Genomic DNA, 22818 nt, shown 5'->3' on the forward strand with positions numbered 1-22818 from the left:
AATGGATTTACAAGCAAGAATTGAAACATTCGTTAGCTTAGGAAATTTCTTAAGAGACGAGGAAAATCAATCAATCATTGAGGAATGGGCAGATAGGGCTTCGCATCAAAACAACTGGTTTACACCCCAAAATACTAAGAATGCTATCAAATCAATCACTGATTTTTATTTAGATAGAGATACCTTGGAAAGATGGGTAGGGTTATATGAAATACCCGATAGACCTCCGATTATAAAAAGTATTGGTGTGATAATGGCTGGGAATATTCCTGCTGTAGGTTTCCATGATTTATTGACGGTTGTCATTGCGGGGCATGACTGTGTAGCAAAGGTTAGTTCGCAGGATTCTGTGTTGATGTTAGCTTTGATTGAAAAGCTGTTAGAAATTAGTCCGACTCTGGGCATTAGAATTAGCGAAAGAATGAACGAAGTAGATGCTTTAATAGCTACTGGTTCTGATAATTCGGCTCGTTATTTTGAATATTACTTCAGAAATAAAGCTCATATTATTCGTCAAAATAGAAGCTCAGTAGCTATTTTAAATGGTAGTGAAACTGAGGATGATTTCTTTGCATTGGGAAAAGACATTACAGATTATTACGGTTTAGGCTGTAGAAATATCTCAAAGTTTTATGTTCCTGAGGATTATGACTTTGTGAATTTTTATGATACTATCGAGCCATTGGGTGATGTTTTTTACCATAATAAATACAAAAATAATTACGATTATAATAAGTCTATTTATTTAGTAAATCAGGTGCACCATTATGATAATGGCTTTTTGATACTGACAAAAAACGAGTCGTTGGTTTCTCCTATTTCAGTTATCTTCTATGAAACTTATGAAAACGAAGAAGATTTAAAACAAAAAATAGCAGATAAAACAGATAAAATTCAGTGTATTGTCTCAAAAGAGGCTTGGTTTGAGGGAAGTATTCCTTTCGGAGAAACACAAATGCCAAAGCTGTGGGATTATGCGGATGGTGTTGATACAATGTTGTTTTTATTGTCATTGAATGACTAAAGATAAAACATTCTCATTTGTAGCATCACAAAAAAGCGGTTAGAAAACTAATCTCTGACCGCTAAAACCGTGGTCTGTGGCACACAGAACACAATACTTGACTATTTTGGTTAATAAAACCATCAATATGAATATTTAACTTTAATGTTCTGTGTGCCATAGAACATGGTTTTAGTTTTCTGACCGCTTTTTTGCCTTATTCCAATTTTTATCCTTAGCGAGCCCTCCCCTCGCTAAGGATTGGATAGTAATAGATTTTTACTCTGCTCTGACTAAAGTTACTGTTTTACCAAAAAGAGGCTTACCTATAAAACCTCTCAAATCCAACATATTTTTATTTTTAAGAGACATTTTACCTGATACCGTCCTCCCAGAACGAGCATCGTAAATTTCACCATGTACCCAGCTATTATTCCCTTCAAATACAAATTTGTTCAGAAAAACAAGTCCAAGTATGTGTCTGGTTCGTAATTTTTCTTCTGGATTTTTTGTATCTAAAATGGGCTTGCCATTCACAGTAGGTGTCTTTAACCAAACTATTTTTCCAAAATAATGATTGTCCTGCTTAAAAATTTGAATCTTGGATGCTCTGTCTTCCGTAAACCACACGCCTACAATTCCATCAGATTCTTCGCTATTTATAAAAGAGCTCAACAAACACCATATAAAAAGCAATGATAACAACTTAGGACACTTCATGAACATATTTTGATACATAGAATTGATATAGTTTGAATGATATAAAAGCAGTAAACACTCCTATTCCAGCACCTGCCAGTACATCAAGCGGATAATGAACACCTACATAAATACGACTATATGAAACAATTATTGCCCACAAAAACAGGTATTTAACCCATGAATATTGTTTGCCAACTAATAATATCAAGCATACCACCAAGGTAAACGAGTTAGCTGCATGAGAGGAACAAAACCCAAATTGACCTCCGCAATTGCCTACTACATGGACTAAATGTTGAATAGCAGGTTCATGACAAGGCCTTAGTCGTTCAACTAATGGTTTAAAAAATGATGAACAAATTTGATCAGCTAATGCTACACTTATTATTATCGTTAGAATAATAGCAATGGATTGCTTTTGATAACGCCATATTAATAACCCAATGATAAGCACGTAAAGGGGAATCCAAGAGTTTCTTGCCGAAATCCAAGCCATAATTGGGTCTAAAGTAGTAGTATGACATGAATTGAGCCATAAGAATACTTCTGTATCAAGTTGATTCATCAAAATTATCTTATAAAATTTAAAAATTCATTTTCTCACGAACCCGCTCGATAGTGGTTTTGGCAATTACTTCGGCTTTGGCTTCGCCTTCTTTTAATTTTTGCTCTAGTTCAGGAATATTATTCATGTAATAATTAAATAATTCTCTTTCTTTGGCAAATTCACGTACTAATACTTGGTGTAAGGCTTGTTTAGCATGCCCATAGCCATACCCCCCTGCTAAGTAATTGGCTCTCATTTCTTCAATTTCTTCGACTGAGGCTACTAAAGAATATAGTTTAAAAACATTATCAGTCTCAGGATTCTTAGGTTCTTCCAGTGGAGTAGCATCGGTAACAATCTTTTTTACGGCTTTCAACAAATCTTTTTCATCCAAGAAAATATCAATATAGTTTCCATAAGACTTTGACATTTTCTGTCCATCCGTACCCGGAATCACCATGACGGTTTCATCAATCTTAGCTTCTGGTATTACCAGCGTATCTTCGCCATATTGATTATTAAACGCTCCGCCCAAGTCTCTTGTCATTTCAAGATGTTGACGTTGGTCTTTTCCTACTGGAACTAAATGTGCATCATATAACATTATATCAGCAGCCTGTAATACCGGATAGGTAAATAACCCAGCATTTACATTAGCTAGTTTTTCAGATTTTTCTTTGAAACTATGTCCATTCGCCAACATAGGGAAAGGTGTAAAGCAACTTAAATACCACATTAATTCGGTATGATAACCTGCTAATCTAGATTGGCGATAGAAAAAATTCTTGTCAGCATCAAAACCACAAGCTAACCATGCTGCGGCGATGGCATATGTATTGTCACGGAGTTGTTTTCCGTCTTTTAAAGAAGTAAGTGTATGTAAATCGGCTATAAACAAAAAAGATTCGTTAGCTGGATTTTTTGATAATTCGATGGCTGGACGAATTGCACCCAAAACATTGCCTAAATGTGGTCTGCCTGATGCTTGTATGCCTGTTAGAATGCGCATTTTAAAAAAGGGTATAATCGTAAAATAAAATGTGTAACTGATGTTAATATTTTGCAAAATTGAGTAAAATCCATGAATCCATCAAATCGTGTTCCCTGATTTTACGTAACTTCACGAATTAAGTATTTTTAACCTAATAAATTATCGTTTTTTTATCTCCTTAAAATTGTCAAGAATGGCTGTTCCTACTTCAACTTTCGATTACCTAAATTTACTCAAAGAAAACAATACCCGAGAATGGTTTCATGCCAACAAAAAAACGTATGATGGTGTAAAGGCTGATTTTGAAGCTACTATCAAAGAACTGATTGGTGCTATTGGGGCTTTTGAAGATATGACTGGCGTTGAAGTAAAAGACTGTAATTACAGGATTGCACGCGATGTTCGGTTTAGCAAAGACAAAGCACCTTACAAAACATGGTTGTCGGCTAGTTTTTCGGCAGGCGGCAGAAAAGCGGGCAGAATGGACTATTACCTTCATATTGAAGACGGCAAATCGTTTATAGGAGGCGGTATGTATTCGCCTACACCCGAACAATTGGCAAAACTCCGACAAGAAATTGATTATAATGCTGCCGAATTAAAATCAATTATTTATAAGCCTGACTTTATAAAGACATTTGGTGAGGCCGAAGGAGAATCGGTAAAGTCGGCTCCAAAAGGATATTCAAAAGAGCATCCAGAGATTGAATTGCTGCGTAAAAAACAATTATTTTTCTGGCATAAATTTTCAAACGAAGAAGTATCGGCGGATAATTTTGTTCAAAAAGTAACTGAAGCATGCTTTATTCTAAAACCATACTTAGACTTTTTAAACTATATTTTCTTTGATGACCAAGAGCCTGCCATAAAATTGTAGCTTTTAAAAAATTGAAGCAAAAACATTGTTCGAATTATTTGAAATCTTATTAGGGCTTTTTAACACATATTCTGCCATCACAGGGAAATGGTCTGAGATATTAAAATCTGAAATAGTATGACACGACTGCACTTGCCATTCTGCACTAAAGAATTGCTGGTCTATTCTCACACAGTACGGTTGTCTGTTCAAGGTAAATCCCAGACCTTTACCTACCTCCTCAAAGGCATTTTTAAAGCTTAAACTCAATTTTCCATAAGCATACCCAAATGGGGTTTCGTTGAAATCACCACAAATGATAACGGGATATTTACTGCCTGCTACATACGACTCTACCTCTTTCAACTGTTCGTTTCTAAACTCAAACCCTTGTTTCATCTTATCAAAAGTATCCATGATTTCCAAGGCAAATTGTTTAAACTCGCCATTCTTCAAGGCATCTATGCTCTGATTGATTCTTACGCCCATAGACCATAAATGTGCATTTACTACCCTGACGGTATCGTTACCATAAGCAATGTCGGCACAGATAAACCCATTGATTTTAGGGCCATAGGCTTTGTCCCAAATCTTACTATATTGGTTAACGATTGGGTACTGAGAAAACAAAGCCAGACCTACAGAACGCTCTTTATCAAAGGTTGTTAGTTTTTCAATCTTATTTGAATATTGTGCTTCAAGGTGTTGATTGGGTGAATATTCTTGAAAACAAGCAATATCCGACTTTAAGGCACTCCATTTTGAGTTTCCTTCTGCATTTTCAGCAAAACATTCTCCATTAAAACTCAATACTTTCAAGGTATTCAAAGAGGTAATTTCTTTTGTATTAGCATTGTTGATGCTTATAAAACGCTTCATGATGGGGAAGGCCATCAATACCCAGATAAAGCCAATAGTGGCCATTACTTTCTGTCTTTTGTATAATAAATAACCGCTTGCTATCAACCCTACTACAAAGGCAATGGGCGAGCTCATCATGATAAAACCTGCTATCCAATGGTCAAAAATTGGATAATGACAAAAAGACATTGTAATGAACAGATAAGAAAGGGCGGTATAAGCTAGAGGAAACTCTTTGAATTTCTGATAAGCAACTCGTAGTCCATCAATGATACTTGACATTAATAAGCTTGGAAAGACGAATAAGATTTGGAAAAATTTGATGTATAATATCATAGCATTAGTGAGTTTAAGGTTGGTGTGTTATCAAACAATTGTGCCGAACAAAAAAAGATATTGCTCCCTTTAAAAACTAAAGACGATGTTTGTTCAACATCGTCTTTTCATTTTATTCATTCCATCATTACTTAACTTGAAATGAACCATTTCCGATTTTGAACCCTTCGGAATATAACTCTATGTTATATTTCCCTGATTGGTAAGAAGAACTTTTACCGTAAATGATGTCCACTTTTTGGTCATTATTTTCAAATGGAACACTTTGTTTGAAGCTGTACCCTAGTTCTTTTCCATCATAATTTACTGTTCCTGCCGAACCATCTTCGCTTACAACCGCTCCGTTTTGATCTAGAATTCTAACAAAAATTTCTTTGTTGTTTTTCTCAGCCACAGGATTAGAAGGCATGATAAATGAAATCTTTAATTTATTGATTTTTGATGCTTTATACAAGCCTCCCTCACGCACTTTACCATTAGATGCCAATGCCGCTACTTGTACATTGATAGCCTTCATAGCACTTGCCATCGTTACTTTACGTTTCAAATCATCATTTTGTGAAGAATAATCAGAAACTGTTTGAACTAATGAAGCTTTTTCAGTTTTCAAGCCAGTGTTTTCAGTAACTACTTGTTGTTTCTCTTCTTCAAGTGTTTTGGTACGTGCTATCAAGTTGCCATTTTCTTCTTGCAATTTGCGAATATCGTCATCCTTAACAGTCAAGAATTTTTCGTATTCTCTGATTTTAGTATCATATTTTTGAACAGAGAAATTAAAATCAGATTTTAATTTCTTTTTATCATTTTCTAATTGAGCTTTTACGTTTTCTAATTCAGTAACATTGCCACCCAATTTTTTAATTTCAGCTATTTTATCGTTTAATACAAAAGCAATAGAGTCTAGTTTAATCTGAGTACTTGATAACTGTTCAACTTTAGTTGTCAATGAATGTTGAAGCTCAAAAGTTTCGTTTCTAGCTCCCATGAATAAGTAACTTAATAAAGCTACAATACCAATCAGAACGCCTATAGTAATTTTGAATACTCCTTGATTGTTGTTTGATTCCATGATTGTTCCTGTTTAAGTAATTGTTGTTGTTTTTGATGATACAAACTAACACGCCTTAACTTAAACAAGAATTAAACTCACATTAAATTTACCTTAAAATTGCTCAGTGTTTTTGGGAAATGATAACGTGAAGATGGTTCCGTTTTTATCAGATACTACTGTGACTTCCCCTTTGTGTAAGCGAGTAACTTGTGAGACTATCGCCAAGCCAACACCATGCCCTTTGGTGGCCTGAGCGGTAGCATTGCTCCGATAAAATGGATGGAAGATGAAGGGTAAGTCAGACGCAGGAATAATCGAGCCTTTGTTCATGAATGATATTTTAATACCTTCTTCGTTGGCTAAGAAGGTGACAATTACTGTATTATCATCTGAAAACTTACAGGCATTGTCCATTAGATTCATCAATACTACCTTTAATGATGCTTCATTGCCTTGGATAATTAACGATTCTTCATCTTCGGGGAAGTCTAGGAAATTAATTTGTACCTGATAATCCTCATGCCATTTTTGAAGTTGTCCTTTGGTTTCCCACAGTAACTCATCCATTCGGATAGGCGTTTTTTGTACACTTTCTGAACTGACGATGGTATTTGCCAAGTTTAAAAGAGTATTGGTTAGCTGAATTAAGGTAGTAGTGTCTTCTTTTAAAGAATTTAAGCTTTTTTCATATACTTCTGGACTCCTTTTTTGCATTAAGGCTACGTCTATCTGCGAATATATTTTGGTAAGAGGATTCTTTAATTCATGCGAGACATTGGCAATAAACATTTTTTGCATAATCAGGGCATCCTCAATCCTATCTAATAGTTGGTTAAAAGTAGCCACCAACAACCCTATTTCATCTGAACGATTGGGATGTTCTACCCTTTTGGCGACATACTCAGGGAAAATACCATTTACCTGTTTAATAATACCCGACATTGGTGCCAGTGCCCTATCAGCGAAAAACCAACCTGATAGTCCTAGTAGTAAAATACCTGCCAATATCATAATCATCAAGATTCGCCTCAGGTCCTCCAAGGCTTCTATGCCATTTTTATCAATAGCACTTACTACCACCCAGTTGTCCGACTCTCCTTTTTTAAGGTGTATGCCCAGTACCTGATAGTCGCCAACACGGGCATAGGTAGTAATCTGGTCAGATTTCATCAAGGGCAACAACTGTTGGCGTGAAAGCAGATTGCCATTGTTGGATGAAAACACAATCATCTTACTGATTTCATCATACACAAAAATATTTTCATCAATCAATAATTCTTTATCCGAAATATTGACCAATCTCAATACTGTCGAATCAGTTGCTTGTAAATCGAAGAGTAATGTGGTGGTAGTGATGGCACGGTCTTGCAGGCGTTTATAAAAACGTTTTTCAAGATACAGCTTACTAAAGAAATATACTCCTACTGAAAAAAGTAGTAAGATGGCCGTTACCAATGCGATGAACTGGTAAGTAAGTCTGGAGCGAATATTAATCATCAATTTGGTATTTTCAGTACATAACCCATCCCAATCTGTGTATGTAATAGTTTGGTGTCAAAATCTTTATCAATTTTTTTGCGGACAAAGTTTACATATACTTCTATGACGTTAGTACCCGTATCAAAGGTTACATCCCAGATTTTTTCGGCCAGTTCAGCTTTAGAAATTACGCGTCCTTGGTGCCTGATAAAATATTCTAGCAACGAAAACTCTTTGGCTGTCAATACGATTTCTTTACCCCCCCTAGACACACTCTTGCTTTCTAAATCCATTTCCAAATCCGATATTTTCAGCGTATTAGCTGTTTGTATAGAACCTATGCTTCTGCGGGTTAAAGCACGGATTCTGGCCATTAATTCTTTGAATTCAAACGGTTTTACCAGATAATCGTCGGCACCACTATCAAGCCCGATGATTTTATCATCAGTAGTACCAAGGGCTGTGAGGAGAAGGATTGGAAAAGAAATGCCATTTGCCCGAAGTTTTTTGCAAAGTTCTAAACCATTAATGCCGGGTAAGATGATATCAGAGATGATTAAATTATAATGATTGCGAGAAGCGAGCTGAAACCCCATATTGCCATCATAGGCTACATCTACTTCACATTGCTGTTCTTCAAGCCCTTGTTTGATGAGTTGCACCGTCTTTATTTCGTCTTCTATTACTAATATTCTCATACGATGTTCGTTTGCTTTAATCAAAATTAAGGAATATTAGCCAGAAAGAACTATAATGAAAATTGTAAAAGGCGTATTTTAAGGGAATTTTAATGTTTAATGAAGATTTTTAAGGACTCTAAAAGCATTTATTAGTTATTTTCCAGCAAAATAGATTTTACAAGTTCATAACGTTCCGTAGTGATTAAATGCCCGTTTTCGGGTAAATAAATCAAGCGATGAGGGGCATTTTCTAAGGAATTGGCCACAAACTGTCCATTGGTTGTTTCAATAATCCAATCTTTCCCCCCTTGCAAAATGGTAACGGGGCAAGTAATTTTTCGCCAAAAAGGCAATAGTTTTTTTAATTCCTTTACATGGCTAAACTTTTCATCGCTAGCTGCATTGATATATTGAGGTAAAAATAACCTTGCGAATTTTGAATTGATAGGCTTTGAAAACCACCAGAATTTTTCGACAGATGGGTCGCATGCGGGTGATACCAATATCAAGGCTTTTATAAATGCAGGATATTCTGCGGCCATTCTAGCAGCCACACCTGCCCCATACGAACGCCCCAACAAAACAACGCCCGAAGGCTTTTTAATCTTAATGATTTGGTAGAATATTTTGGCTTGTTCTTCGATAGAAGCCACCTTATGTCCAGAATTATTATAGCCTGCACGGTCGGGTACTACTATTTGGTATTTTTCCAATAGCAAACTATCTGCTAAAAATTCTTTATACCCCGACCACGCCCCCGGAGCTCCATGAATCAAAAAAAGCATAGGTTTGGTAGTATCGCCAGACGACGCATAGAAATACTTGTTGCCTTCGTAATTAAAGTATGAAAAGTTGGGTTTGGGTGGGTGCTGACTATAATATTTATCAACAGCTTCGTCGTTCATTTTGAAGCTCTTCAAACATGAAATGCAACTTACGATGAGTAAAAGGATGACAACTTTATGAAATGTCTTCAAGAAAATGCTTCTGATTTAATGATAAATTTATTTTATTCCATTCAATATTTTTAGTCTGCTCATACTGCCTGATAGGGCAATTTTCAATTTTGCAATGATGACAGCAATCTGGCAAACATGGGTCGGCATGAATAAAAAACTCTACGTTTGAGTCAAATTCTTTGCCTAAAATTTCTTCAAACTCATGTACAGTATCATGCACTTTATCTAATACCCAATAGTTGGGTAAAGTTAGGTGACAGTCAATGTGGAGGTCGGAACCGTACTCTTGTATCCTCAGGTTATGGACATCTATCCATTCTTTCTTTTGATTATTTTTGAGAATTTCTACGATACTATGTAGGATATTATCATTGGTTTCATCCATTAATCCCCCAATGGATTTTCTGATAATTTTGATACCACTAATGCCCATAAAAGCAGCAAAAATGATAGAAGCTACGCCATCTATCCATAAAGCCCCTGTGAGAATGATTAAACCAATAGCAATAATCAGAATAATACCACTCATAGCATCTAATTTTAGGTGTTTCCCATCTGCAATAAGTGTTGGTGAGTTTTGTTTGGCTCCTTCTTTTTCTATCGCATAACCTAAAAAATAATTAATCAAGGCACCCGCCGAAATAATAACCAGACCAACGTTTAGGTCGTTTAAAGGCAAGGGATTAACAAAACCTTGTACCGAGTGAAATATGATAAATATACTGGCTAGCGTGATAAGTACGCCTTCTAATCCTGCTGAAAAAAATTCGATTTTGCCATGTCCATAAGGGTGGTTCAAATCTTTGGGGAGCGATGCTAAATAAACTGCATAAAAAGCAAAACCACTGGCTACTACATTAATGATTGATTCTAGCGCATCCGTTAGGATAGCACTTGAATAAGTTAAATAATAAGCAACGAATTTTACAATCATCAGTAGTGTACTCACCACAAATGATGTAAGTATTAATTTATATTTAGGAGACATTCTTCGTATATTTAATCACAAAGGTACGAAATTCATATTTTAATTTTAGAACATACTATTATACCTTTGCAAAATGACAACTTTTGATAATCCTTGGAAGACGATATCGTCTCGTGAAGTTTATGATAATCCGTGGGTAAATATTCGCCACGAAGAAGTAATTAAGCCCAACGGCGAAGCAGGTATTTATGGTGTAGCTCATTTTAAAACAAGGGCTGCTGCAATTTTACCACTCGACGAAGAAAACAATACTTGGTTAGTTGGCCAGTATCGATATACTTTAAACGAATATACATGGGAGATTCCCATGGGGGGTGGCTCTTTTGAGGTAGATATTCTGGAATCTGCTCGGCGTGAATTAAAAGAAGAGACAGGCATAGAAGCAGAAAAATGGACGGAATTAGGAAAACTTCATACATCAAATTCTGTAACCGACGAGGTTGGTTTTATGTTTCTGGCAGAAGGTTTAACCTATGGAGAGGCCGAACCAGATGATACGGAGATTTTGGTGTTGAAGAAAGTGAGTTTAGTTGAAGCAATCAGAATGGTAATGGATTCCGAAATTACGGATTCATTAAGTATTGCAACAATTCTGAAAGTGGCACGTTTGAAAGGAATTTAATTTTATGATAATTAATGCGATTGTTTTTGGATTCCTTTATGGATTCTTATTGTGTTTTACTTTTGGGCCGGCGTTTTTTAGATTGATACAAACTAGTATTGATATTGGGTTTAGAAGAGGAGTATTAATTGCGGGAGGAGTAACGGCTGCGGATGCTATTTTGATGTTTTTTGCAGTATTTGGCACTAGTTTTCTACCAAAGTTTCAATATTTCAATGTTACTATTGCCCTTGTTGGGGCATCTATTTTGTTTATCCTTGGGTTCAATAGTTTATTTAAACAGCAAACCCAATTGGTATATCCTAAATCGAAATTTGGCTCTTTTCTATACTACTTTACGTCAGGTATATTGTTGAATTTACTCAATCCTTCAAATTACATTGCAGTTTTCACTACGTCTACTTACTTAACTAGTGTAGAAGGCTTTAGCCTTAATGAAACCATTATTTTTTTCATAGCAAGCTTATGTGCTACGATGTTAGCTGAATCGTTGATTGCTTTCTATGCTCAGAAAATGAAGAAGGTATTAACCCCTAAAATTTTAAGGAGAATCAATCAAGTAGCTGGTATTATTTTTATTATTTCAGGGCTGCTGATTCTTTGGAAGCAGTTTTTGTAGGGGGATAGCTGTGAGTTATGAGATTTGAGCTGTGAGTCTTAAAAGTAATATTTTTACCCGCTGATTTACAGAGATTTTCTCACTGATTTTCGCAGATACATTATATCAGGGAAAATCAGCGTAGTTAATCTGCAAAATCAGCGGGTAAAATGACAACTCACAACTTATTTAATATACGCTTCCCATTCAGCAATTAAGTCTTTTTTCTTCAATACTCTCGGGAATTTATGTTGTCCGCCTGTTTTGCCTTTAGATGCCATAAAATCATAAAAGGCTTTCACTGGCAATACACTGATTTCCAATCCTTTTAAAGCATGTTTTCGCTCTACGGGATAATCATCATTGATTCTGCAAAGAGTTTCGTCTATAAATTTTAGCAATTCCTCAGCATCCACTTGATCATCCGTCCCAACATACCAATGATGCCCGAAGGTATCTTCCAGCCTTTTACCTACCACCGTAAATTCTCTTATATCGATATTAAATTGCTTGCAAGCCAATTCAATGGCTTTATTCATGTTGTCTACAGAAAGGTGTTCTCCACAAAGACTCAAAAAGTGCTTTGTTCTGCCTGTAATAATAATTTCGGCTTGTTTTTTATTGGTAAACTTAATGGTATCGCCTATCAGATAACGCCATGCTCCAGATACTGTAGAAATCAACAGCGCATATTCTTTCCCCTCCTCTACTTCATCTATCATCAATGTTTCTGGGTATTGAACCATACTGCCGTCTTCATCGAAATTGCGGTCATTAAAAGGAATGAACTCAAAGAAAATCCCATTGTTTAACACCAACTGCATATCGCTATTGGGGTGGGTCTGATACGCCAAAAAGCCCTCTGAAGCCAAATATGTTTCAATGTAAGTAATCGGGCGACCAAGTAATTTGGCAAAACCTTGCTTGTAGGGCTCAAAACTTACTCCGCCATGACAATATATTTCTAAATTCGGCCAGATTTCATGGATGTTTTTCAGGTTATATTCTTTGATGATTTTTTCCATCAAAATCTGAATCCACGCCGGCACCCCTACAATAAAACCGATATCCCAATCTTTTGCTTTCTTCGTTATTTTATCTAATTTTTCACTCCAGTCGGCAGTTTCAGCAATTTTTTTTCCAGGTTTATAAAAACGCTCGAACCAAAACGGGATTTTTCCTGCGGTAATACCACTCAAATCACCTTCAAAATAATCACCTCTATCCTGCAATTTTGTACTTCCACCCAGCATTAAATAGCCTTTTTCGTACAATTGAGAAGGGAGGTTTTTATAAGCAGACAATGCCAAAATTTGGCGAATGGAAGTCCTGTGGATGGCTTTTACCATGTCTTTCGTAACAGGAATATGCTTGGAAGCGGCCTCGGAAGTACCCGAACTCAACGCAAAATATTTCACATTCCCTACCCACGAAACATTCTTTTCTCCAGCCAAAGTCTTGTGCCACCATTCTGCAAACATTTTGTTGTAGTCATAAACAGGAACAAGCTTCTTATATTTTGTATAGAATTCTTTATCGTCCGAAAACAATGCAGCATTCATAATTTCCTCAAAATGATACTTCTCTCCAAATTGCGTAAAACGTCCTTTGTTCAACAACTTCACCAAGGTCTTACGTTGAATCTTCGCTAAATTAGATTTTGGGCGTTTTATCAAGCCTGTCAATCCGATACCTCTTTTTAAAATATTGCCAACTATTGCCATAGGAATTAATTCGTCAGAAAAAGTTTAAAGTTTTTACCTATTAAAACCATTCTTTGATGGTATCAAGTGCTTGATAATCTGTTAAATCAAATTTTGCGGGAACAATTGAAACATAGTTTTCAGCCAAAGCATCTTCATCATTTCCCCCTGCGGTATCTTTATTTTGAAGAAATCCATCCATCCAATAATATGACTTTCCATACGGGTCTTGTCTTTCTTGAAAGGTCTCTCGATACAAAGCATCTGTTTGTCTACACACTTTAATGCCTTTAAGGGGTTCATCAGATTTTTTAGGAAAGTTTACATTCAAGGCAATGCCTTTAGGTAAACCATTTGCCAATACTTTGTTTGCAATCTGAATGATGTATTCTTCTGTATGCGAAAAGTCGGCTTCAGCACCAAAATCACACAACGAAAAACCAATCGCTGGGATGCCTTCTATGGCTGCTTCTATCGCCGCCGACATAGTACCACTGTAAATTACTGAAATAGAAGAGTTTGAGCCATGATTGATACCCGAAACTACTAAATCTATTTTCCTACCTTTTAATAAAAAGTGTTTCCCAAATTTTATACAATCAGCAGGTGTTCCACTGCATTGATAAGCCTCTACATTAGGTAAAAAATCCTTTACTGGGTTCACTCTGAGTGGTCTGTCTAACGTAATTGCATGGCCCATTCCAGACTGGTGACTATCGGGCGCTACTACGTATACCTCGCCAATCCTAGACATAATCTCTGCTAATGTTTTTATCCCTTTCGCCGCTATTGAATCATCATTAGCAATCAATATGAGTGGTTTTTGCATTGTTTGTAATCAGTATTTTAAAAATCTGCGTTTGTTGTATCAAATTTACTGTTTTAGCTTCTTTTAGCTCTAATTATTATTATTAAATATCTAATAATAATACCAGAATATCTTTACTTTTGAATCTAAAATCAAATATAGGTAGTTTTGTTGTGGCGACGAAATTACAGAAATCTTTCATGTTAAAAATCATAGGTCAACTAATACTACAATTTTCAGGCTGGAAAGTTATCGATAATACCCCCAATGGCGTAAATTCACACCACCGTGCTGTGATTATTGCGGCTCCGCATACCTCTAATTGGGACTACATCTTTTGTATGGCAACCATTTATTCTGTCAAACTACAGATTCGCTATTTGGCCAAAGCTTCCCTGTTTAAATTTCCATTGGGAATATTAATGCGCGCCTTGGGCGGGATTCCTGTAAACAGGGAGAAAAAAAATAATTTAGTGGAAGAGATGGCTCAGTTACTGAAAACCTCCACTCAACCTATTCAATTAATTGTTCCCGCAGAAGGCACACGCTCTTATACAAGCGAATGGAAATCAGGATTTTACCATATTGCCTTAAAAGCAGAAGTACCCATCATTTTAGGGTTTTTAGATTACAAGAAAAAAGAAGCTGGATTTTTAGATGTATTTTACCCCACGGGTAATTATGAGGCCGATTTAGATAGTATTCAAGCCTATTATCTGAATATTACGCCTAAATACCCTGCTTTATTTTCATTAAAAGACAAAAAATAGATTACCATGAATGATTACAAAATAGAAAAAGCTGGTTTACAGGATTTACCCATTATTCAACAAATTGCTAATGAAACTTGGAGACCCACCTATGGAAGTATCTTGACGGAAGAACAAACATTGTTTATGTTAGAGATGATGTATAGTGATGCATCACTTACAAAGCAGTTTGAAACAAACCATTTCTTGATTTTTTCTGATAATGATAAGCCTGTAGGGTTTTCGGGCTTTGAAAAAAAGGAAAAAATGATAAAATTACATAAGATTTATTTTTTACCTGAAACACAAGGAAAAGGCTTTGGCAAAATGATGATTCAGGAAATCGTAAAAGTAGCCCAAGCTGAAAATTGTGATTTTATAGAATTGAACGTAAATAGGAATAACAAAGCAAAAAATTTCTATGAAAAACTAGGGTTTGAAGTAGTCAATGAAATAGATATTAATATAGGGAATGGTTATTGGATGAACGATTATGTTATGCATAAAATCGTTTAAACCCTGACAAAACTAAATCTATGAATCTAAAAGCTGTTAATACAAAGGGGACTTTAAAGATTTACGCATTTTCAGATGAAACTTCGTTGGAGTTACCACTCATCGAAGGAGGCATCAGTGCGGGATTTCCGTCGCCAGCCGCCGATTTTTTAGATACAGCCATCGACCTTAACAAATACTTAATCAAACACCCTTCTACTACTTTTATTGCCCTAACAGACGGTGTTTCGATGACTGACGCAGGTATTGCCGACAAAGATTTATTGATTATCGACAAATCTATTGAGCCTACAGATGGCAAAATTGCTGTGTGTATCCTGAATGGAGAGTTTGTATTAAAACGCCTGAAAGTAGACCATGAGGGTATTTGGTTGATGCCTGCTAATGATAATTATAAGCCAACGAAAGTGACAGAATATTACGATTTTGAAATTTGGGGTATGGTTACTTTTTCCATTCAAAAGCACTAAAATATGTTTGCGCTAGTTGATTGTAATAATTTTTACGCATCCTGCGAAAGAGTTTTTCAGCCCAAACTGAGGAACCAGCCCATTGCTGTGCTGTCTAATAACGATGGCTGTGTGATTTCCAGAAGTAACGAAGCCAAAAAAGCGGGTGTACCGATGGGCGCTCCTGCTTATAAGTTTGAGGATTTTTTTAACAAGAATAACATTCATGTGGTTTCATCTAACTATGCTTTGTATGGCGATATGAGCAACAGAGTGATGAATTTATTAGCCGAATTTACACCAGAAATAGAGCTATACAGCATCGATGAGGCCTTTTTAAAATTTGATGGCTTTGAAAAATATTTCGATTTTCAAAAGTATGGCAACGAGATTCGTTATCGAGTAACCAAAGGCACGGGTATTCCCATCAGTGTGGGCATTGCTCCTACTAAAGCCCTTTCAAAAGTGGCGAACAATATCGCTAAAAAATTCCCCGACAAAACAGGCAACGTATATGTAATTGATAGCGATGAGAAACGTATCAAAGCCTTGAAATGGCTGGCGATAGAGGGCGTATGGGGAATAGGCTACAGACTTGCCAAACGGTTGAAAGCGGCAGAAGTACACACTGCATTTGACTTTACTAATTGCAAAGAAGAGTGGGTAAAAAAAGAAATGGGTGTGGTAGGTTTACGCCTATACAAAGAACTGCAAGGAATTAGCTGCTTAGACTTAGACGAAGTAGCCGATAAAAGAAACATTGCTACTACACGAAGTTTTGAAACAAATTATAAAGACTATGAGCTTGTCAAAGAGAGGATAATTACGTTTACGGTGAGTTGTGCGGAGAAGTTAAGAAAGCAAAAGTCTTGTTGTAATGCCATCGTGGTTTTTCTGCGTACCAATGTGCATCGAAAAGAATTAGAACAGTACAGTAAGAGTCAGGTGTTGGCACTACCCTATCCGACAAACTCAAACATAGAATTAGCAAAATTTGCGACAGAGGCTTTGGATATGATTTTCAGAGAGGGCTTTGAATACAAAAAAGCAGGTGTAATTGTAACAGATTTAAGTCCCGAAAATGCTCAACAAATCAGTCTTTTTCAAAATAGTAATCCCAAGCATAAAAAATTGATGGAGGCTGTAGACAACATCAATAGAAAAACAGGCACTACGATAGTAAAACTAGCTACCCAAGATTTACAACGTACTTGGAAAATGAAACAAGAGAAGCTTTCGAAAAGATATACCACGCGGTTGGCAGATATTATTCGGGTAAAAGCTTGAGTTGTTGCTGAATGTTTTTTACGAAATCTAATGACACACCTGTAACTTTAGCAATCTTCTCAATAGAAAAGTCGCTTTCGTTTAGCAAGTTGGTAACAAATTTCGTTTGCTCTCTTTCTTTAGCAATCATAAAAGCAGGATCTTTTTCTTCATTTATATATTCCGCAATACTTATCATGATAATTTCTTTAAGTTTTTGTTCTAAGTTACGCAATTGTGATAGTACTCGCAACTGTTGTATGTACCTTCTTAACGAAAAATCTCCTTCAGTGGTTTCTTCAATACGATGAATAATTTCCTTCAAAACATTTTTCGGTTCTTCTTCTCTGAAGTTTGCTAAAATACTTAATATTATTTCTTCAGGTTTATCTGATTTCAGGAAAATATGATAATCAAGTTCTGAAAATGTAATTAAAGGAAAATTGTAGTTCAAGAGTTTGCTTTCTATGCGAGTTGAAAATTTTGGCTTTGCTGAGCCAAGGTAAATTACAAATTGCTCGATTGGTAATTTATATTTTCTTGCCAACATAACGTTGTATTCTGCCATTCTGTAAATCATATTAGGCTCATCAACTACTTGAAATTCTATTTGAAGAACAAATGTATTGTCTTGGATATCAGTAATTTTCTTTAAAACATCAGGTTTTCGTTCTTTAGTATGCTGAATATCGTCAGGAAGTTCTTCTGATAAAACCGCTGTTATTCCAAGTATATTTTCCATTAAACTTGGAATAACAGCTTCTATATTTTCCTTGAATATCTTATCGTATTGATTGGCTTGCTTTTTTGATTTCATGTGTAAAACTATTCTCTTTATTTTATCTCAAATTAAAGCATTCTGGAAGGTTTTTCAAACAAAAACTTCCATTTTACAGGTTTAATTAGTAAAATGAAAGTCATATATCTTGAGTAGAAACTTACATTTTTATTTTTTCACTTCGCAAAGCTAAAGCCACTATCCAACACTTTCAATACTCGTTGTTTTTTCCAAGTTTCTACATCGTTCATGGCTACTTTTTCGATGATACTTCTTTCATCTAAACTAGTAATATCCCCACTTCCAGATTCCGACAACACTTGTTCTATCGCCTTTTTTAGTACTGCCAACGAGCCACTCAATCCTCGATTGACGGCTAAATCTACTCTGAAAGCAATTCCCCCCTGTGTATTGATAATCTGGTTTAATGGATATGTATTGCCATAAATATTAATCATCACTGCCGACGAAACGGCTTTGACTACATATTCTTCCAAGGCTATTTCTACCTGTACGCAAATCATGCTTGGCTTAAAGCCGCTAGCGATAAAGGCTCCCGTTAATCTCAAATCGTTGGCTACTTCTAAATATGCAGCATCGCCTTCTTTGGTTCCATAGCTGGTATCTACTTGAAAAACTGGTGTCCCATAATTTTGAACGTTCAGTCCGTATTGACCAAAACATTCATTAAATACATCTTCATCTCTATCTTTTAGCCTTGCTAATACCCTTGTAAGCATTGAACCGCTAGCTACTGCACCTGTAAATTGAATAAAACCAAAAGAAAAAATGGCTTTATCATAACTATTTACGGCATCAAAACAGCCTTCGTTTTTTGAAATGTATTTTAGAATATCGGCATAATATGGCTCTTGACATAAATCTAAAAACATACTTTTGTTTTCATCAAAGCCAGATTGCCCCGCATAGCTTACTCCTTTAGGATTTACCTGATTGGGCGAAGGATAAACGTCACGCATGGGGCCAGTCTGCATAAAACCATCTGAACTCGGAAAGTTAATTACATAAGTACTATACGAACCTTTATTTTGTTGTTGAATTTGGAATACTTGTCGTCGTTCAAAAACCGAACTTCCATAATCTACAGGATTGACAGCAGCATGATTGATTGAACCATTTGGAGTAGGGGAATTAGAAGCAGTATTGTCATTAAAAACGCTAGTATTAGTACTGAAAATGGTAGTAGTGGTAGTAGCGTCAGCAAAAGCGGAAGAATCTACTACTAAAACCTGCCCTATGGACAGATTGGTAGATTGTAAACTGTTCATTTCGGTGAGTTGCTCTACAGAAAGTCCGTATTTTTTTGAGATACTATAAAGGGTCTCCTTAGGTTGTACAGTGTGTGTCATTTTGTCATAGTTAAAATTCATAGTTTACTGATAAAATTAGCTAAAATAAAATATTCAACTTGTTTATGGCAGCAATAATTATTAAACGGTATGTAGCCCAAAAAAATGCTCATTTATTTTATTAAAAATGCAATATATTTCCGATTATTAAAAATAAATCAAATATTTTCGTAATTTAGTAAATGTAAAGAGGTATAAGTATCCTTAAAACCTCTTTTGTAAAAAAGTTGATTTAACTAACAAAACGATTATCCACAACAATCGTTTGTCATATTATCCTTCACAAAAACTATTATTATGTTCAAAAAAATAATTGCATTGCTTGGTCTTTTTGCCTTTTCACATTTTCAATCATCAGCACAGGGAAATATTCATCAGGCTTCAACGGAATACCAATATCCTACTGACCCCTTAGTAAAAGAAAAGTTAGAAACTTGGCGTGACCAAAAATTTGGGATGATTATCCATTGGGGTTTGTATGCTGTACCGGGTATTATTGAATCATGGGAATTGTGTTCTGAAGATTGGATTAGCCGTGACAGTACCCAAACTTATGATGATTATAAAAAATGGTATTGGGGTTTGAACAAAAAATTTAATCCTACCAATTTTAACCCAGACCAATGGGCTAGTGCTGCCAAAGACGCTGGCATGAAATACGTAGTTTTTACGACCAAGCATCATGATGGTTTTTCGATGTTCGATACGAAATATTCTGATTTTAAAATTTCAAATGGCCCGTTCGCTCAAAACCCAAAAGCCGATGTAGCCAAATATGTTTTTGATGCATTCAGAAAACAGAATTTTATGATTGGCGCTTACTTTTCAAAACCAGACTGGCATTCAGAATATTTTTGGTGGAATCGTTATGCTACGCCCGACCGTAATGTGAATTATGACATCCGTAAAAATCCTTGGCGTTGGAATAAATTCAAAGAATTTAGCTATAACCAAATTCAAGAATTAATGACTGGCTATGGCAAAATGGATATTCTTTGGCTTGATGGCGGTTGGGTTCGTCCGTTGGATACCGTTACAGACGAAGTACGTGCTTGGGGTGCTGCTATTCCTGCTTTCAGTCAGGAAATAGATATGCCCAAAATTGCTTCTATGGCTCGTAAAGCACAGCCAGGCCTTTTAGTAGTTGATAGAACCGTTCACGGTGAATATGAAAACTACAGAACGCCCGAACAAAGTATTCCAGCCAATAAATCAGACACGCCTTGGGAAAGCTGCATTACCTTAGGTGGTGCGTGGGGATATGTACCGAATGATAATTTCAAATCGGCTACTAAAGTAATTCATAGTTTGATTGAAGTAGTTGCCAAAGGCGGTAGCTTATTACTAGGTGTTGGACCACAAGCAGACGGTACATTGAACGATACGCAGGTATCACGTTTGAAAGAAATCGGTACTTGGTTGAATGCTAATGGCGAGGCTATTTATAATACTAGAACTACGGATGTTTACAGAGACGGAGAAACATTTTTTACCAAAGGCAAAGACAACGCTATTTATGCCCTAGTAAGATTACCAGAAAATCAACCAATGGCTACTACCATCACATGGACTGGCAATGTGCCTGCTAAAGGAGCAAAAGTGCAATTATTAAGCGAAAAAACAACCGTAAAATGGAAAGTAGATGGCGACAAAGTAACTGTAACGTTGCCAGCTAATTTCCTAAAAAAATATAAGAACTATCCGAGTTTAGCTTTTAAATACTAATTATTTCATGAAAAACGCGCTATTATTATCCATTCCTTTTTTGCTTTTTTCACAAATCAATCATGCTGAAACGTTACCCAAAATACATGAACCGATTGTAAAAAAGACTAACAAAAAGGCTGTTACAGCTCCAAAACCTGTCTATCCGATTCCTACGAAGGAACAATTGGCTTATCAGGAAATGGAAACCAATGCTTTTATCCATTTTACGACCAACACTTTTACTGATTTGGAATGGGGAAATGGTGACGAAAGTCCTGCTATTTTTAACCCTACGGCACTGGATGCGAACCAGTGGATTAGTACCTTGAAAGCTACAGGCTTTAAAGGGGCAATTCTTACTTGTAAGCACCACGACGGCTTTACATTATGGCCAAGTAAATTCACTGAGCATTCTATCAAAAACAGTCCTTATAAAGATGGTAAAGGTGATGTTGTTAAAGAAACGGCAGAGGCTTGTAAGAAATTCGGGGTTAAATTTGGCGTTTACTTATCGCCTTGGGATAGAAACCGTGCTGACTATGGCAAGCCTGAATACATTACTTATTACAGAAATCAATTAAAAGAATTGTTCAGTACATACAAACCTGTTTTTGAACTCTGGTTCGATGGTGCCAACGGCGGAACGGGTTATTATGGTGGTGCAAACGAGAAACGTAAAATAGATGCTAAAACATATTACGACTGGAAAACGACCATCCCGATGGTAAGAAAAATGCAACCTGATGTTATCTTTTTCAGCGATGCTGGTCCAGAAGTACGTTGGTGCGGTAACGAAAGAGGTATCGCTGGCGAAACCAATTGGAATAATATTACGCCTGATACATTATATGCAGGTAAAGGTGGCATTGAGCATTTATTGAATACTGGTTCTGAAAACGGAACGGCTTGGATTCCGAGCGAAATAGATGTTTCTATCCGTCCGGGGTGGTTTTATCATGCCAAAGAAGATGCTGAAGTAAAGTCGCCAGAAAGATTATTTGAAATTTATTTGAGTTCAGTAGGCCGAGGTTCAAACCTTTTACTGAACATTCCTCCAGACCGTCGTGGGCTTTTTCATGAAAATGATGTAAAATCATTGAAGGGTTTCAAGGCAATTTTGGATAAGGAGTTCAAAACCAATTTGGCACTCAACGCCTCAGTAAAAGCGAGCGAAGTACGTGGAAACGATGTAAAGTTTAAGGCTAAAAACGTCACTGACGGCAATAAGGAAACCTATTGGACAACTGATGACGAACAAAAATCAGGAAGCCTTGAAATTAATTTAGGGGCTACTAAGCCAGTGAAGTATGTGCTTTTGCAAGAATACATCAAATTAGGGCAAAGAGTAAAAAGCTTTAATGTGGAGGTTTGGAAAGATAACGCATGGAAAGAGGTAGCCTCAGCTACTACGATTGGCTACAAGAGAATATTGAAACTGGATGGCGTGGAAACTAGCAAAGTAAGAATCAATATCAAAGATGCCAAGGCTTGTCCTGTGATTTCGAATATTGGTGTTTATTGATTTTAGCAATAGGCGTTAGGCTGTAAGCTTTAGGCGAGATTTTTTAGATTAACCAAACAAGTACCTATTCGTAGTGAGGGACTTAAGTCCCTCGCTACGAATAGAATAAATAGACAAGAAGTTCAGCAATGTAAAATAAACCACGTTATGTGGCTCACATGGCTCACAGACTACGGTTTTAAACCCACGATTCTACTAATTCTTACTATTAGCGGGTGACTTAAGTCACCCGCTAATAGTAAAGAAAGAATCTTTTTAAAGATTTTAATTCAATACT

The 22818-nt window shown here is 36.2% G+C and carries 23 protein-coding genes; 10 read left to right on the forward strand and 13 right to left on the reverse strand.

The genetic code is table 11. From position 1 onward, the window contains the following. Position 1: 1 nt before the first annotated feature. The gene (locus J2Y60_RS20665) at positions 2-1024 is read left to right on the forward strand and encodes an acyl-CoA reductase (protein ID WP_309916785.1); all 1023 of its coding nucleotides are present in this window, start codon (positions 2-4) and stop codon (positions 1022-1024) included. A gap of 258 nt (positions 1025-1282) precedes the next feature. Here the strand turns inward: J2Y60_RS20665 and J2Y60_RS20670 are convergent, their stop codons facing one another. Genes J2Y60_RS20670 through trpS form a run of 3 tightly spaced genes read right to left on the reverse strand, consistent with a single transcriptional unit; the run spans position 1283 to position 3261 of the window. After that, a complete protein-coding gene (locus J2Y60_RS20670; RefSeq protein WP_309916786.1) occupies positions 1283-1723 on the reverse strand; it encodes a DUF2147 domain-containing protein in 441 nt (146 codons plus the stop codon). Continuing rightward, on the reverse strand, positions 1710-2270 hold the full coding sequence (locus tag J2Y60_RS20675) for a phosphatase PAP2 family protein (protein ID WP_309916789.1): 561 nt from the start codon (positions 2268-2270) through the stop codon (positions 1710-1712). Before J2Y60_RS20675 ends, J2Y60_RS20670 begins: the two co-directional genes overlap by 14 nt. Positions 2271-2289: 19 nt before the next feature. Beyond that, the gene (trpS, locus tag J2Y60_RS20680) at positions 2290-3261 is read right to left on the reverse strand and encodes a tryptophan--tRNA ligase (protein ID WP_309916792.1); all 972 of its coding nucleotides are present in this window, start codon (positions 3259-3261) and stop codon (positions 2290-2292) included. Between the two features lie 175 nt (positions 3262-3436). Between trpS and J2Y60_RS20685 the strand changes: the two genes are divergently transcribed. Further along, entirely contained in the window at positions 3437-4120 is a 684-nt protein-coding gene (locus J2Y60_RS20685; RefSeq protein ID WP_309916794.1) for a DUF2461 domain-containing protein, read from the forward strand. Positions 4121-4123: 3 nt separating this feature from the next. On the opposite strand, the gene J2Y60_RS20690 is transcribed toward J2Y60_RS20685, so the two are convergent. From J2Y60_RS20690 to J2Y60_RS20715, 6 genes are all read right to left on the reverse strand, one after another. Further along, entirely contained in the window at positions 4124-5296 is a 1173-nt protein-coding gene (locus J2Y60_RS20690; protein WP_309916797.1) for an endonuclease/exonuclease/phosphatase family protein, read from the reverse strand. A 127-nt stretch (positions 5297-5423) separates the two neighbouring features. Continuing rightward, a complete protein-coding gene (locus tag J2Y60_RS20695) occupies positions 5424-6365 on the reverse strand; it encodes a hypothetical protein (RefSeq protein ID WP_309916800.1) in 942 nt (313 codons plus the stop codon). Positions 6366-6458: 93 nt separating this feature from the next. After that, positions 6459-7844 (reverse strand): HAMP domain-containing sensor histidine kinase, encoded by a 1386-nt coding sequence (locus tag J2Y60_RS20700; RefSeq protein ID WP_309916803.1) that lies wholly within the window; start codon positions 7842-7844, stop codon positions 6459-6461. Beyond that, positions 7844-8524: a response regulator gene (locus tag J2Y60_RS20705; RefSeq protein ID WP_309916806.1), complete on the reverse strand. Its 681-nt coding sequence runs from the start codon at positions 8522-8524 to the stop codon at positions 7844-7846. The genes J2Y60_RS20700 and J2Y60_RS20705 overlap by 1 nt, the downstream gene beginning before the upstream one ends. 131 nt (positions 8525-8655) lie before the next feature. Then, positions 8656-9411 carry an alpha/beta hydrolase gene (locus J2Y60_RS20710; protein WP_309916810.1) on the reverse strand — a complete coding sequence of 252 codons (756 nt, stop codon included), beginning with the start codon at positions 9409-9411 and terminating at the stop codon, positions 8656-8658. Positions 9412-9466: 55 nt separating this feature from the next. Continuing rightward, the gene (locus J2Y60_RS20715; protein WP_309916813.1) at positions 9467-10453 is read right to left on the reverse strand and encodes a cation diffusion facilitator family transporter; all 987 of its coding nucleotides are present in this window, start codon (positions 10451-10453) and stop codon (positions 9467-9469) included. Between the two features lie 73 nt (positions 10454-10526). On the opposite strand from J2Y60_RS20715, the gene J2Y60_RS20720 reads away from it, so the two are divergent. Further along, entirely contained in the window at positions 10527-11075 is a 549-nt protein-coding gene (locus tag J2Y60_RS20720; RefSeq protein ID WP_309916815.1) for an NUDIX hydrolase, read from the forward strand. Between the two features lie 4 nt (positions 11076-11079). Then, on the forward strand, positions 11080-11694 hold the full coding sequence (locus J2Y60_RS20725; RefSeq protein WP_309916817.1) for a LysE family transporter: 615 nt from the start codon (positions 11080-11082) through the stop codon (positions 11692-11694). A 164-nt stretch (positions 11695-11858) separates the two neighbouring features. Here J2Y60_RS20725 and J2Y60_RS20730 read toward each other — a convergent pair whose 3' ends face one another. Both J2Y60_RS20730 and surE read right to left on the reverse strand, forming a co-directional pair. Next, complete coding sequence (locus tag J2Y60_RS20730; RefSeq protein ID WP_309916820.1) at positions 11859-13397, reverse strand: GH3 auxin-responsive promoter family protein; 1539 nt, start codon at positions 13395-13397, stop codon at positions 11859-11861. 40 nt (positions 13398-13437) lie between these two features. Beyond that, on the reverse strand, positions 13438-14205 hold the full coding sequence (gene surE / locus J2Y60_RS20735; RefSeq protein WP_309916822.1) for a 5'/3'-nucleotidase SurE: 768 nt from the start codon (positions 14203-14205) through the stop codon (positions 13438-13440). A gap of 179 nt (positions 14206-14384) precedes the next feature. On the opposite strand from surE, the gene J2Y60_RS20740 reads away from it, so the two are divergent. From J2Y60_RS20740 to J2Y60_RS20755, 4 genes are read left to right on the forward strand one after another with little or no spacing between them, the layout of a single operon-like run. Further along, positions 14385-14954, forward strand: a complete 570-nt coding sequence (locus tag J2Y60_RS20740; protein ID WP_309916826.1) for a 1-acyl-sn-glycerol-3-phosphate acyltransferase — start codon at positions 14385-14387, stop codon at positions 14952-14954. 6 nt (positions 14955-14960) lie between these two features. Continuing rightward, positions 14961-15449, forward strand: coding sequence for a GNAT family N-acetyltransferase (locus tag J2Y60_RS20745; protein WP_309916828.1), 489 nt, complete (start codon positions 14961-14963; stop codon positions 15447-15449). Positions 15450-15469: 20 nt separating this feature from the next. Next, the gene (locus J2Y60_RS20750; protein ID WP_309916831.1) at positions 15470-15919 is read left to right on the forward strand and encodes a translesion error-prone DNA polymerase V autoproteolytic subunit; all 450 of its coding nucleotides are present in this window, start codon (positions 15470-15472) and stop codon (positions 15917-15919) included. A 3-nt stretch (positions 15920-15922) separates the two neighbouring features. Further along, the gene (locus tag J2Y60_RS20755; RefSeq protein WP_309916834.1) at positions 15923-17185 is read left to right on the forward strand and encodes a Y-family DNA polymerase; all 1263 of its coding nucleotides are present in this window, start codon (positions 15923-15925) and stop codon (positions 17183-17185) included. On the opposite strand, the gene J2Y60_RS20760 is transcribed toward J2Y60_RS20755, so the two are convergent. Both J2Y60_RS20760 and J2Y60_RS20765 read right to left on the reverse strand, forming a co-directional pair. Next, on the reverse strand, positions 17166-17981 hold the full coding sequence (locus J2Y60_RS20760) for a hypothetical protein (RefSeq protein ID WP_309916836.1): 816 nt from the start codon (positions 17979-17981) through the stop codon (positions 17166-17168). The two genes, J2Y60_RS20755 and J2Y60_RS20760, sit on opposite strands and share 20 nt — an antisense overlap. 137 nt (positions 17982-18118) lie before the next feature. After that, on the reverse strand, positions 18119-19312 hold the full coding sequence (locus J2Y60_RS20765; RefSeq protein ID WP_309916839.1) for a LysM peptidoglycan-binding domain-containing protein: 1194 nt from the start codon (positions 19310-19312) through the stop codon (positions 18119-18121). A 297-nt stretch (positions 19313-19609) separates the two neighbouring features. Here J2Y60_RS20765 and J2Y60_RS20770 point away from each other — a divergent pair, with 297 nt between their 5' ends. Continuing rightward, a complete protein-coding gene (locus J2Y60_RS20770) occupies positions 19610-21037 on the forward strand; it encodes an alpha-L-fucosidase (protein WP_309916844.1) in 1428 nt (475 codons plus the stop codon). Positions 21038-21044: 7 nt separating this feature from the next. Next, on the forward strand, positions 21045-22541 hold the full coding sequence (locus J2Y60_RS20775; RefSeq protein ID WP_309916847.1) for an alpha-L-fucosidase: 1497 nt from the start codon (positions 21045-21047) through the stop codon (positions 22539-22541). Positions 22542-22818: the final 277 nt, after the last annotated feature.

Origin of the sequence: Arcicella sp. BE140 (assembly GCF_031456255.1) — a bacterium.
Classification (GTDB): domain Bacteria; phylum Bacteroidota; class Bacteroidia; order Cytophagales; family Spirosomataceae; genus Arcicella; species Arcicella aquatica.